Below are 12801 nucleotides of genomic sequence, written 5' to 3'. Positions count from 1 at the left end.
AACTCTAGTGCAATCCCCTGTCACATTGCTCGTGTTCGATCAGGCCCACCAGTAGCGCACCATATGGAAGAACACCGGTGCGGCGAAACATACCGAATCGAGGCGGTCGAGCATGCCGCCGTGGCCTTCGATCATGTGGCCCCAGTCCTTCACACCACGATCGCGCTTGATCGCTGACATCACCAGGCCGCCGGCGAAGCCGAGGATGCATACCAGCAGGGCGAACAGTGCGGCCTGCCAGAAGGCGAACGGCGTGATCCAGCACAGCATGGCGCCGATCAGCGTGGCCAGGGCTACGCCACCGACAAAGCCTTCCACGGTTTTCGAGGGCGAGAGATTCGGCGCGATCTTGTGTTTGCCGGCCAGCTTGCCGCAGACGTACTGCAGCACGTCGGAGAGCTGCACGACGATGATCAGCCAGGCGATCAGCAGCAGATTGCGCCCCTCGTAGCCGGGAATGTCCAGGGTCAGCAGCGCCGGTACCGAAGAGATGCAGTACACGGCGATCATCAACCCCCACTGCACCTTGGCCGCGCGCTCCAGATAGCGCGTGGTGTCGCCGCCCAGCGAGGCGAGGATCGGCAGCAGCAGGAACAGGTAGACCGGGATGAAGATAGCGAACAGGCCATACCAGCCCAGGGCGATCAGCAGGTATTGCATCGGCAGGGCGAAGTAGAAGGCGGCCACCAACGCCGGGTAGTCGCTGCGCCGGGTCGGCGTCAGCGTCATGAACTCGCGCAGCGCATAGAACGACACGAAGTAGAACAGCACGACGACGCCGACGTTGCCGAACAGGAAGGCGATGCCGATTACCAGCACCATCACCCACCAGGCGTTGATCCGCGCGTTGAGGTTGTCGATCACCGGGTTGGGCTGATCGCCACTGCGCCGCTTGAGGACGAAGCCGACCAGGCTGGCCAGCAACAGCAGGGCACCGATACCGGCGAACAGCAGCAAAGTGTTGTTATCCATCTCAGGCCTCCTCGGGTGCTAGTGCCAGCAGGGCGTTACGCGCGCGTTCCAGAAAGGCATCTTTGCCCTCCCCCTCGATGGGCTCCAGTGCCGCACCGAAGCTCAGGGTGCACAGCAGCGGCAGCGGTAGCGCCCTGCCCTTGGGCATCACTCGGTTGAGATTGGCGATCCACACCGGCACCAGCTCCACCTCCGGCCGCGCCTGAGCCAGGTGATAAAGGCCGCTCTTGAACGGCAGCAACGGCTCGTCGCCGAGGTTGCGCGTGCCCTCGGGGAAGATGATCAGCGAGTCGCCGCCATCCAGCGCATCGAGCATCGCCTGTAGCGGGTTGACCCCTTCCTCCTTGCGCTCGCGGTCGACCAAAACGCCGTTGAATACCTTGTTGATCAGGAAGCTGCGTACGCCCGGCTTCTGCCAGTAGTCGGCGCCGGCCACCGGCCGGGTGCGCTTGCGCAGCTCCGGCGGTAGTGAGGCCCAGAGCAGGACGAAGTCGCCGTGGCTGCTGTGGTTGGCGTAGTACAGGCGTTGCGTTGCCTGCGCGGTGCTGCCGAGCCACAGGGCTCGGGCACCGGTCAGCAGGCGAGCTGCCGAGGTGATGGCGAAAGCGGTCAATGCAGCGAGCATGGCGACTCCTTAAGCGAAAACGATGAAGAACCCGAGTACGACGATGACGATCTGTAGCAGCAGGTACAGGGCCTGTTTGCGTAGCAGGCTCAGTGCCCCGCGGCAGCGAAGGTCCCAGGCGCGGCCAGCCTGCTGCGCATTTTGCAGGCCCAGATTCTGTAGCGCCTGATCCAGCGCATGAGTCTGGCTGTCGAGTTGGTCGCCAGCCTCGGCCAGGCGCTGGAACAGTTCGGCATCCAGGGCCACGCGCAGCGCCCAGTATTTTTCGACCAGGCCGGCGATCAGCAGCGACGCGCAGATCAGCGCCAGGATCAGGCTCGCGGCGGCGCCAAGCCATGGCGCCAGGCCGAAGACCACGGCGACCAGGCTCAGCGCGCTGGAGCAATGATCGAGGCTGCGACCACGTCGTAACAGCGCCGCGACCAGCAGCAGATCAGCCTGCATGAGCGACCTCCAGTCCCGCTTGCGCATCGATCATGGATTGCAGCGCGGCCAGATGCTGCGGGCCGAGCACGACCTGTGGCCGAGCCTGGCGGATCAGCTCTACGGCGGACTCGACGTTGTGGCAGCGGCCACTGTGCAGCAGCCAGGCCGCCACGGCAGTGGCACTGCGCGAATAACCCAGGGCACAGCACACCAGCAGCGGGCCGTGATGACGCAGGTGTTCGATGGCCTCGGCGGCGCGTAGACAGGTCAGCGCATCCGGCGCCACCAGGTCCAGCGATGGCAGGCTGCAATAGTGCGGTGGCGTGCGCTGCAGTGGCAGCTCGGCGCAGAGGTCGACCAGGGCCGCATAGTCATCGAGGTCGCCAGTGGCAGGTAGACGGCCCAGGTGGACGCCCTCCACCACCTGGCTCGGCTTTGGCTGGCGATAGGTCCACAGCCGCGAGTTGATCCAGGCGCCGAGCAGATAGGGTGCGAGCAAGACCGTAGCGGCCGGACTGAGGCGACCGTCGGCTTGCTTCTGGAAGCCGCCAGCACCGAACAGCAGGTAGTTGAGCGCGACCATCGTCAGGGCAACGGCCGGCCAGAACAGCCACAGCCAGGCACCACCCAGGTTGACGGCCAGCGCCGTGCACGCCAGTGCAACGAGGCTGTAGCATAGCGCCAGGCGCCAACGCCGTGGATCGCTGCTCAGGTGCATCTGCTGCAGCGGTACATCGCCCTGCAGCGGCAGCAGCCACAGGCAGACGAAGCCGGCCAGCGCCCCGGTGGGCACATCGATGAAGTGATGCTGCCAGGTGGTCAGTACGGAAATACCGATCAATGCCATCCACAGGTGCAGCAGGCCACGCCAGAGCAGCCCACGGGTGTGATTGGCGAACATCGCCCAGATGATCACCAGCAGGGTGATATGCAGCGACGGCGCCTGGTTGAAGGGTTTGTCGAAGCCCATCAGCACATCGAACATCAGGCCGAAGGTGCCATCCAGTGGCGGCCGCTCGAAGGTGAAGCGCAGTGGCCAGAGCAGGAAGCAGGCGACGCAGATCAGCTGCGCGGCAAGCAGGCGCAGGGCGTGGCGATCCATCTCACGGCGGCAGGTCGGCAACAGGAAGGACAGGCCATAGAGCAGGTCGATCGACCAGTACGGCACGATGGTCCAGGGACACAGCGGTATCTGCGGCTCCCAGGCGAAGACCAGGCTGCCGACGTCATCGCGCTGCCCGGTGAACCAGTTGGCGAAGCCGTAGCTGGCGAAGAACAGCGGGCCGAGCAGCAGCAGCCAGAGTACGCCGCGCTTCCACAATCCTTGTTCGCGGGCGTGCTCCATCACTTCACCCGTTGCGCGAGGGACACGCTGAAGATACCCCACTGGTCGATGCGCTGCGCCACCTTGCGAAAGCCTGCGGCCTCGACCAACTGGTCCATTTCCGCCTGGCTGCGCCGGCGCATGACCCAGGCCTGACCGTCACGGTGGCTGGTCAGGGCGCGGGCGATCAGCTCCAGTTGCGGGTGCCAGGGCTGGCCGGTGTAGACCAGGTAACCGCCCTCCTCGACCGCAGCCGCCAGGCCAGCCAGCGAGTCGCCGACCATCTGGTTGCTGCCGAACAGTTCATACAGACCGGAGACCACTGCCAGGGTCGGTTTCGGCTCCAGCACGGCGAGATCCTCGCGGTCGAAGGCATCGCCTTTGACGAAGCGGGCGATGTCGCCCAGGCCCTTCTGCTCGATCAGCGCATTGCCGTCGCGCACGTTGATGTCGCTGTAATCGCGCAGCAGGATCGAGTCGGGGCGCTGCGCCTGGCCTTCCAGCGATTCGAGGATGTAGCGGCCATGGCCGGCAGCGATATCGACAATGCGCACGGCGCTGCCCGTTTCACGCAGGCGCGCCATGGCCAGGCGCAGCAGCTCTTCGGCGTGCAGCTTGCGCTGACGGATGCCACGCCAGCCGATGGAGTCCAGGTAGTTCTGGTCGATAAGGCGGCCCAGCGCGCCCTTGCCGGTCGGCTGGTTGCGGTAGACGTAATCGAGGGTGCTGCCGGAGTCGAAGCCGGTGTCGAAGCCAAGCTTTACCCCGGCCGACAGCGTGCTGCCCAGGCGCATGCCGGCACGGGTGGCGCGCCAGTAGAGATCGCGCAGCGAGTTCTTCGGCAGTGGTGCGGCCAGCTCTTCGGCTTCGGCGCAGGTGGCGCCCAGGCGGTCGGCATCGAGCAGCGAGGGACGAGCCAGCGGCTCCTCGAAGTTGCGCAGGATGAAGCGTCGCGCGCGGCTCAGGGCATGGGCGCGGTCACGTTCACCCAGGGTGTCGTGGAAGAAGCCCGGCAACAGGTGCTTTTCCTTGCGCAGGCTGCCGAGGCGCTCGTAAAAGTCTTCCTGTGGTTTGCGGTGGACGACGAAATCGGCGCCGGAGATCAGTAGCTGGGTCGGCACCTGGATCGCCTGGGCGTCGACGACGATGCGGTCGGCGGCTTCGTACAGGCCGAGCAGCATGGTCACCGAGATCGGCCGGGCGATCAGCGAGTCGTTCTCGAAGGAGGCGATACGCTCGGGATCGTGGCTGAGGAACCTCGCCTTCACGTAACTGTTGACGAAGAAGTTGCCGCGCCAGGCGTGCATCAGCTTCAAGCCGGGGCGGGCGAAGGGCACGTAGAGCTTGACCTTGAACGCCGGCGACGCGAGCACCAGGCAGCGCACCTTGGGCGCGTAGTCGTGGGCCCAGGTGGAGATGATCACCGCGCCGACGCTCTGCGCCACCACCGCCAGGTCCTCTTCGGCGATGGCGTGCTGGCTGCCGATGTGCTCGACGAAGGTCTGCACGTCACGCACGCTGGTGGCGAAGCTCGGGCTGTCGCCGCGTGCACCGGGCGACAGCCCATGGCCACGGGCATCCCAGGCGAAGAAGTCGCAGTGCGGAAGATCCAGTTCGTCCACCAGGTGGGCCATGCGCCCGCCGTGCTCGTGGCCGCGATGAAACAGCACCACGGCCTGGCGTGGGCCATCGGCAGGCGTCGTCGCCGGCCAGTGGCGGTAGCTCAGCTCGACGCCATCATGGGTACTGAACGTGTGCAGTTGTACGGGGCGCATGGAATCTCCTTATTCCGTAGGACAGCTCAGGCCACTTCGGCCAGGCCATGGCGAACGCGGTTGTAGAGGGTGTAGAGCAACAGGGCGAGGATCAGGCCCAGCAACAGATTGATCCACAAGGCTGGCAGCAGGCCTGTGGCGACGCCAGCGCCGATCACGCCGAAGCAGAAGGCGCGGTCGCTCTTGCCCATCGGCCCGTCGTAGCGCCGGGAGGCGCCGACCATGGGCCCGAGTACGCCGGCGTATTCGCTGATCACCGCCAGCAGCACAACAACGATCACCAGCAGCGGCGAGACGCCTGCCAGCAAGGCGAAGGGCAGATACAGGGCGCTGTCGGCGACCACGTCGCAGAGTTCGTTGAGGTAGGCGCCAAGTTTCGACTGCTGGCCGAATTCGCGCGCGAGCATGCCGTCGACGGCATTCAAGGCCATGCGCAGCAGCATCCACAGGGGGATCAGGGCGAATAGCCAAATGATGTGGCTGAATGCAGCGAGCAGGGCGCCGAGCAGCACGGAGACCACGGCCGCGGCCAGGGTCACCTGGTTGGCGGTGACGCCACGAGCATGCAGGCGTTCGACGCCGGGGCGCAGCAGGTTCTGGAAAGCCGGTTTGAGCTGGTAGATCGACGGCATGGCAGCGAATTCCCTTTCTTGTCCCATCTTCGGCCATTGCCGCGGGCGAGACTGTGAACCCGTCGTGGTAGAGGCGGATTTATCGGCGGCATGTAGCCGCCGGAAGGCCAATAGCAGTCAGGCGTGAGCCACAACTTATACCCTGTTACGGGATTTTCCTAGCGCAGTGGATTCGCCAGGAAAATCAGCCAGATACGAGCGATGATGGCGCTTTGCTTGCATTTGACGCACAGCTTATCCACAGATCAGACGGTTTCGCCTAGCCGGCTCAGTTGCGGCTCTTCGCCGCGCAGTTCGGTCTGTTGCTGGCGTACCCACTGGAAGGCGCGCTCGTTGAGCTCGGCGATGGCACGCGGGCCTTCGCCCTCGGCGTACATCGGTGCGCCGATGATCACCTGAACCGTTCCCGAGCGCTTGGACCAACCGACCTTGGGCCAGAACTCGCCGGCGTTGTGCGCGATGGGCAACACCGGCAGGCCGGCATTCACCGCCAGGGCGGTGCCGCCGCGGGAGAACTTGCCGATCTGGCCCGGCGGAATCCGCGTGCCTTCGGGGAACACCAGTACCCAGGCGCCCTGCTTGAGGCGCTCGTCGCCCTGCTTGGCCAGCTGCTTGAGCGCGGCCTTGGGGTTGCTGCGGTCGATGGCGATGGGCTTGAGCAGCGCCATGCCCCAGCCGAAGAACGGCACGCGCAGCAGCTCGCGCTTGACCACCTGCGACAGTGGCTCGAAGAAGCCGCAGAGGAAGAAGGTTTCCCAGGTGCTCTGGTGGTTGGAGAGGATCACGCAGGGGCGCTCGGGGATGTTCTCCACCCCGCGCACTTCATAGCGGATACCGACGATCACCTTGGCCAGCCACACGGCGCAGTTGCACCAGGCCTGGACGACGAAGCGGTAGCGCTGGCGGAACGGCAGCAGCGGTGCGACCACCAGGCTGATCAGGCACCAGAAGAACGAGCTGGACGACAGCAGCAGGTAGAAAAGCGTGACTCTGAATGCCTGCACTAGCGCCATGAACCTTCACACCTTATGAGAGCAGTTGATCGGCGACAGCCGCCAGATCATCGAATACCAGGGTTCCTGGCGGCAGGGGCTTGGCCAGGGTTCGCTCGCCCTTGCCGGTTTTCACCAGCACAGGCTGACAATCGACGGCCAGCGCGGCCTGCAGGTCACCGCTGGTATCGCCGACGAACCAGATTCCCGCCAGTTCCGTGGCGTAGTGCGCAGCGATCTGCTCGAGCATGCCCGGTTTCGGTTTGCGGCAGTCGCAGCCGTCGTCCGGCCCGTGCGGGCAATGCACGATCAGACCGACCTCACCGCCCTGCTCGGCCACCAGCTGGCGCAGGCGCGCGTGCATCGACTCCAGGGTCGCCAGGTCGTAATAGCCACGGGCGATACCGGACTGGTTGGTGGCCACGGCCACCGTCCAGCCCGCTTTCGACAGGCGTGCGATGGCGGTGATCGACGACGGGATCGGAATCCACTCGTCGAGCGTCTTGATATAGGCGTCGGAGTCTTCGTTGATGACACCGTCGCGGTCGAGGATCAGCAGTTTCATGCAGCCACGCCAGAAGCAGAGATGGAAACGAACGCTGGCCGCGAAAATCTTCGCGGCCAGCGCCTGGCGTCAGCCCAGTACCGAGATGTCCGCCACACCGAGGAACAGCCCGCGCAGGCGGGCCAGCAAGGCGTAACGGTTGGCGCGCACGCGCGCGTCTTCGGCATTGACCAGCACCGCCTCGAAGAAGGCGTCCACCGGCTCACGCAGGCTGGCCAGCTTGGCCAGGGCCTCGTTGTACTGACGGGCAGCGGCCAGCGGTTGCACCGCGTGGTCGGCCTGCTGGATGGCGGCGTGCAGGGCGAACTCGCTGGGGTTGTCGAAGTAGTGCGCTTCGACCTGGGCGGCGACGCCACCTTCGGCCTTGCTCAGCAGGTTCGACACGCGCTTGTTGGCGGCGGCCAGGGCAGCGGCTTGCGGCAGCTTGCGGAAGGCCTGCACGGCCTGCACGCGTTGGTCGAAGTCCAGTGGCGAGGTCGGGCCCACCGCACGCACGGCCTGGTACACGGCGACTTCGATGCCTTCGTCTTCGTAGCGCGCACGCAGGCGGTCGAAGATGAACTCCAGCACCTGAGCTGCCAGACCGTCGGTTTTGATCTTGCCGGCGTACTGGGCGACGGCGAAGTCGACCGCAGTGGCCAGGTCCAGATCCAGGCCCTTCTCGATCAGGATGCGCAGCACGCCGAGGGCGGCGCGACGCAGAGCGTAGGGGTCTTTAGAGCCGGTCGGCAGCATGCCGATGCCGAAGATGCCGACCAGGGTGTCGAGCTTGTCGGCCACCGCCACCGCGGCACCGGTCAAAGTGCTCGGCAGTTCGGCGCCGGCACCGCGCGGCATGTACTGCTCGTTCAGGGCCAGGGCGACGTCCTGCGGCTCACCGTCGTTGAGCGCGTAGTAGTAACCGGCGATGCCCTGCATCTCGGGGAATTCGCCGACCATCTCGGTGGCCAGGTCGCACTTGCTCAGCAGGCCGGCACGGGCGGCGCGCTGGGCGTCGCCACCGACTTCGCGGGCGATGAAACCGGCGAGCGCCGAGACACGCTGAGCCTTGTCGAACACCGAACCCAGCTGGGCCTGGAACACCACGTTGGCCAGGCGCTGGTTGAAGCCTTCGAGCTTCTGCTTCTTGTCCTGCTTGAAGAAGAACTCGGCGTCGGTCAGACGTGGACGCACGACCTTCTCGTTACCGGAGACGATCTGCGCCGGGTCCTTGGACTCGACGTTGGCCACGGTGATGAAGCGCGGCAGCAGCTTGCCGTTCGCATCGAGCAGGCAGAAGTACTTCTGGTTGTCCTGCATGGTGCTGATCAGTGCTTCCTGCGGCACCTCGAGGAAGCGTTCCTCGAACGAGCAGACCAGCGGCACCGGCCATTCGACCAGGGCGGTGACTTCATCCAGCAGCGCTGGCGGCACGATGGCGCTGCCCTGCTCGGCGGCAGCCAGTTCGTCGACGCGGCGGCTGATGATCTCGCGGCGTTCGGCAAAGTCGGCCAGCACATAGGCGCTGCGCAGATCTTCGGCGTAGTTGGCCGGGCTGCTGATGCGCACGTCGTGGTTGGCGTGGAAGCGGTGGCCGCGGGAGACGCGACCGGCTTTCTGCGCGAGGATCTCGCAGTCGACCACGGCGTCGCCGAACAGCATCACCAGCCACTGGGTCGGACGCACGAACTCGTCGCGGCGTGCGGCCCAGCGCATGCGCTTGGGAATCGGCAGGTCGTTCAGCGAGTCCTGCACGATGGTCGGCAGCAGGTTCAGCGCCGGCTGGCCGGGGATGTGCTGGGCGAAACGCAGTTTCGCGCCACTGCGGTCGATCTCGGCGATGTCCACGCCACACTTGCGGGCGAAGCCCAGGGCGGCCTGAGTCGGGTTGCCGTCGGCATCGAAGGCGGCCTGGATGGGCGGGCCGTCGAGGTTCATGCTGCGGTCGGCCTGCTGCTCTTCGAGCTGCTCGATCAGCACCGCCAGGCGGCGCGGCGCGGCATACACACGGCTGGCGGTGTAGCCCAGGCCGGCGCCCTTGAGGCCTTTCTCGATACCGGCGAGGAAGGCATCACCGAGGCTCTTCAGGGCTTTCGGTGGCAGCTCTTCGGTGCCCAGTTCGACCAGGAAATCGTGTGCACTCATGCTTGCGCCTCCAGCTTGGCCAGTACTTCATCACGCAGTTCGGGGGTGGCCATGGGGAAGCCGAGCTTGGCGCGCGCTTGCAGGTAGCTTTGCGCCACGGCGCGGGCCAGGGTGCGCACGCGAAGGATGTACTGCTGGCGCGCGGTTACCGAGATGGCGCGGCGGGCGTCGAGCAGGTTGAAGGTGTGCGAGGCCTTGAGCACCATCTCGTAGGTCGGCAGCGGCAGCTGAAGCTCGATCAGGCGGTTGGCTTCGCTCTCGTAGAAGTCGAACAGCTCGAACAGCTTCTCGACGTTGGCGTGCTCGAAGTTGTAGGTGGACTGCTCCACTTCGTTCTGGTGGAACACGTCGCCGTAGGTCACGGTGCCGAACGGGCCGTCAGTCCAGATCAGGTCATAGACCGAGTCGACGCCCTGCAGGTACATGGCCAGGCGCTCCAGGCCGTAGGTGATCTCGCCGGTCACCGGATAGCACTCGATGCCACCGACCTGCTGGAAGTAGGTGAACTGGGTGACTTCCATGCCGTTGAGCCAGATTTCCCAGCCCAGACCCCAGGCGCCGAGAGTCGGCGATTCCCAGTTGTCTTCGACGAAGCGGATGTCATGCACTTCCGGGTCGAGGCCGATGGCCTTAAGCGAACCCAGGTACAGCTCCTGAAAGTTCTCTGGGTTGGGCTTCAAGACCACCTGGAACTGGTAGTAGTGCTGCAGGCGGTTGGGGTTTTCGCCATAGCGGCCGTCGGTGGGGCGACGCGAAGGCTGCACGTAGGCGGCGTTCCAGGTCTCCGGGCCGATGGCGCGCAGGAAGGTGGCGGTGTGGAAGGTGCCGGCGCCTACTTCCATGTCGTAGGGTTGCAGCACCACGCAGCCCTGCTCGGCCCAGTAGTTCTGCAGGGCCAGGATCAGGTCCTGGAAGGTGCGCACGGCAGGCTTGGTCTGGCTCACGAAAAAATCACCTGTGGAGGCTTGCGAGGGAAAGCCGGGGAGTATATCGAAACTCGGCGCAGGCCGCAGGGTACGGCACATCGGCATCATTCAAGTCGTATGAAACTGTATTTATATCCAGTTATTTTGCCGCTATAGTCGTCGCTTCGACCCCTAACCGAGGCCTACGATCATGCCGCGCTGCTTCTGGTGTACCGACGATCCGCTGTACCAGGCCTATCACGACGAGGAATGGGGCGTGCCGCAGCGCGATGCTGGCCATCTGTTCGAGATGCTGCTGCTCGAAGGCGCGCAGGCCGGCCTGTCGTGGATCACCGTGTTGAAGAAGCGCGAGCGCTATCGCCAGGTGCTGCACGGCTTCGACCCCGAGCGTCTGGCGCGCTTGAGCGATGAAGAGATCGAAGTGCTGATGCAGGACCCCGGCATCATCCGCAACCGCCTCAAGCTCAAGGCCGTGCGGCAGAACGCTCAGGCCTGGCTGAAGCTGGACGACCCGGTAACGCTGCTCTGGTCTTTCGTGGGCGGTGTGCCGAAGATCAACCACTTCAGCGACCGTAGCCAGATGCTGGCGGTGACGCCCGAGGCCGAAGCGATGAGCAAGGCGTTGAAGAAGCTCGGCTTTACCTTCGTCGGGCCGACCATCTGCTATGCCTTCATGCAGGCCACGGGTATGGTGATGGACCACACCACTGACTGCGATCGCTATGCGCAACTGAGGGCGCCATGACCACTACCATCACCACGCTGGACCAACTGCAGGCGCTGTATGGGGAAAGCCACGAGCGCTCGCGGCGCAAGGAGCTGCCGCGACTGATCGAACCCTACCGCGCATTGATCGAGGCGTCGCCCTTCGTGGTGCTGGCGAGCGTCGGCCTGGATGGCCTGGATTGCTCGCCGCGTGGTGATGCGCCGGGGTTCGTGCACATCCTCGATGACCAGACCCTGCTGCTGCCGGATCGCCCCGGCAACAACCGCATCGACAGCCTGCGCAATATCCTGCTCAACCCGCAGGTGGCGCTGCTGTTCCTGATTCCGGGCGTGGGCGAGAGTCTGCGGGTCAACGGCCGTGCCGAAATATCCCTCGACCCCGAGCTGCTGGAATTGGGCCGTGCCCAGGACAAGCTGCCGCGCAGCGTACTGCGCATCCATATCGACAGCTGCTACTTCCAGTGCTCCAAGGCGGCAGTGCGTTCCGGTCTGTGGGATGCATCGCGCCAGGTGGAGCGCGCCAGCCTGCCGAGCGCGGGCGATATCTTCCGCTGCATCTATGAGGAATTCGACGTCGAGGCCTACGAGCGCGATCTGCAACGGCGGCTGCGGACGAGCCTTTACTGACTGAGCTGGTCCTGGCCGTTACGCCTTGTCTTGCCTGCCTCACCAACGTTTTTGAACGTCCTGTTAAACTGGGCGCTTTGCAGAAACGCTTGGAGTCTCTCGTGGAAAAACTCAAGGGCGCCCTGGTGGTCGGGTTCCTGCGTCTGTTCGCACTGCTGCCCTGGCGTGCCGTGCAGGCCGTGGGCAATGCCATCGGCTGGCTGATGTGGAAGCTGCCGAACGGTTCGCGTGACGTGGTGCGCATCAACCTGAGCAAGTGCTTCCCGGAGCTGAATCAGGCCGAACTGGACAAACTGGTCGGGCAAAGCCTCAAGGACATCGGCAAGACCCTGACCGAAAGCGCCTGCGCCTGGATCTGGCCGGCGCAGAAATCGCTCAAGCTGGTGCGCGAAGTCGAGGGCCTGGAGGTGCTGCAACAGGCTCTGGTATCCGGCAAGGGCGTGGTCGGCATCACCAGCCACCTAGGCAACTGGGAAGTGCTCAACCACTTTTACTGCAACCAGTGCAAACCAATCATTTTCTACCGCCCGCCCAAGCTCAAGGCCGTCGATGAGCTGCTCCAGCAGCAGCGCGTGCAGATGGGTAACCGCGTCGCGCCGTCGACCAAGGAAGGCATCCTCAGCGTCATCAAGGAAGTGCGCAAAGGCGGCGCCGTGGGTATTCCGGCCGACCCGGAGCCAAGCCGTTCGTCGGGTGTTTTCGTACCCTTCCTCGGCACCACCGCGCTGACCAGCAAGTTCGTGCCGAGCATGCTCACTGGTGGCAAGGCGGTCGGCGTGTTCCTGCATGCGCTGCGCCTGCCGGATGGCAGCGGCTACAAGGTTATCCTCGAGGCGGCCCCCGAAGGCATGTACAGCGAGAACGTCGAAGAAGGCGTGGCGGCGATGAGCGAAGTGGTATCGCGTTACGTGCGTAACTACCCGAGCCAGTACATGTGGAGCATGAAGCGCTTCAAGAAACGCCCCGAGGGCGAGGCCAAGTGGTACTGACGTACTGCCACTGAGCACGATGATGAACGAAGGCGCCTCGATGGCGCCTTTTTTCTGTCGAGCGTTGGGAATTGCTTCGATTTTGCGTTATTAAAGGC

Annotated in this window: 13 protein-coding genes; 3 read left to right on the top strand and 10 right to left on the bottom strand. The window is 64.7% G+C overall.

Annotated elements, in window-relative coordinates; all coding sequences use genetic code 11:
• Nucleotides 1-39 precede the first annotated feature (39 nt).
• From RTH74_RS15010 to glyQ, 10 genes are all read right to left on the bottom strand, one after another.
• Entirely contained in the window at nt 40-972 is a 933-nt protein-coding gene (locus tag RTH74_RS15010; RefSeq protein WP_074938678.1) for a phosphatidate cytidylyltransferase, read from the bottom strand.
• Nucleotide 973: 1 nt separating this feature from the next.
• The gene (locus RTH74_RS15005) at nt 974-1597 is read right to left on the bottom strand and encodes a lysophospholipid acyltransferase family protein (protein ID WP_316915174.1); all 624 of its coding nucleotides are present in this window, start codon (nt 1595-1597) and stop codon (nt 974-976) included.
• Between the two features lie 9 nt (nt 1598-1606).
• Entirely contained in the window at nt 1607-2041 is a 435-nt protein-coding gene (locus RTH74_RS15000; protein ID WP_316915173.1) for a hypothetical protein, read from the bottom strand.
• Nucleotides 2031-3368: a phosphatase PAP2/dual specificity phosphatase family protein gene (locus tag RTH74_RS14995; protein ID WP_316915172.1), complete on the bottom strand. Its 1338-nt coding sequence runs from the start codon at nt 3366-3368 to the stop codon at nt 2031-2033. Before RTH74_RS14995 ends, RTH74_RS15000 begins: the two co-directional genes overlap by 11 nt.
• Nucleotides 3368-5122 (bottom strand): bifunctional alpha/beta hydrolase/class I SAM-dependent methyltransferase, encoded by a 1755-nt coding sequence (locus RTH74_RS14990; protein WP_316915171.1) that lies wholly within the window; start codon nt 5120-5122, stop codon nt 3368-3370. Before RTH74_RS14990 ends, RTH74_RS14995 begins: the two co-directional genes overlap by 1 nt.
• A 26-nt stretch (nt 5123-5148) precedes the next feature.
• Complete coding sequence (locus RTH74_RS14985) at nt 5149-5754, bottom strand: CDP-alcohol phosphatidyltransferase family protein (RefSeq protein ID WP_279922196.1); 606 nt, start codon at nt 5752-5754, stop codon at nt 5149-5151.
• A 245-nt stretch (nt 5755-5999) separates the two neighbouring features.
• A complete protein-coding gene (locus tag RTH74_RS14980; RefSeq protein WP_316915170.1) occupies nt 6000-6767 on the bottom strand; it encodes a lysophospholipid acyltransferase family protein in 768 nt (255 codons plus the stop codon).
• A 13-nt stretch (nt 6768-6780) separates the two neighbouring features.
• Nucleotides 6781-7311 (bottom strand): D-glycero-beta-D-manno-heptose 1,7-bisphosphate 7-phosphatase, encoded by a 531-nt coding sequence (gene gmhB, locus RTH74_RS14975; protein ID WP_045733571.1) that lies wholly within the window; start codon nt 7309-7311, stop codon nt 6781-6783.
• Between the two features lie 69 nt (nt 7312-7380).
• On the bottom strand, nt 7381-9435 hold the full coding sequence (gene glyS, locus RTH74_RS14970) for a glycine--tRNA ligase subunit beta (RefSeq protein WP_316915169.1): 2055 nt from the start codon (nt 9433-9435) through the stop codon (nt 7381-7383).
• A complete protein-coding gene (glyQ, locus tag RTH74_RS14965; protein ID WP_037001019.1) occupies nt 9432-10379 on the bottom strand; it encodes a glycine--tRNA ligase subunit alpha in 948 nt (315 codons plus the stop codon). The genes glyS and glyQ overlap by 4 nt, the downstream gene beginning before the upstream one ends.
• A gap of 172 nt (nt 10380-10551) precedes the next feature.
• Between glyQ and RTH74_RS14960 the strand changes: the two genes are divergently transcribed.
• The 3 genes from RTH74_RS14960 to RTH74_RS14950 all read left to right on the top strand — a co-directional run bounded on the left by RTH74_RS14960 (nt 10552) and on the right by RTH74_RS14950 (nt 12703).
• Complete coding sequence (locus RTH74_RS14960; RefSeq protein WP_079785066.1) at nt 10552-11106, top strand: DNA-3-methyladenine glycosylase I; 555 nt, start codon at nt 10552-10554, stop codon at nt 11104-11106.
• Nucleotides 11103-11714, top strand: coding sequence for a pyridoxamine 5'-phosphate oxidase family protein (locus RTH74_RS14955; protein ID WP_099525034.1), 612 nt, complete (start codon nt 11103-11105; stop codon nt 11712-11714). Before RTH74_RS14960 ends, RTH74_RS14955 begins: the two co-directional genes overlap by 4 nt.
• 101 nt (nt 11715-11815) lie before the next feature.
• Nucleotides 11816-12703 (top strand): lysophospholipid acyltransferase, encoded by an 888-nt coding sequence (locus tag RTH74_RS14950; RefSeq protein WP_099525033.1) that lies wholly within the window; start codon nt 11816-11818, stop codon nt 12701-12703.
• The last annotated feature ends 98 nt before the right edge of the window (nt 12704-12801 follow it).

The organism is Pseudomonas sp. zfem001 (genome assembly GCF_032621725.1).
Lineage (GTDB): Bacteria > Pseudomonadota > Gammaproteobacteria > Pseudomonadales > Pseudomonadaceae > Aquipseudomonas > Aquipseudomonas sediminis.
This window is presented reverse-complemented; position numbering and strand designations above follow the sequence as displayed.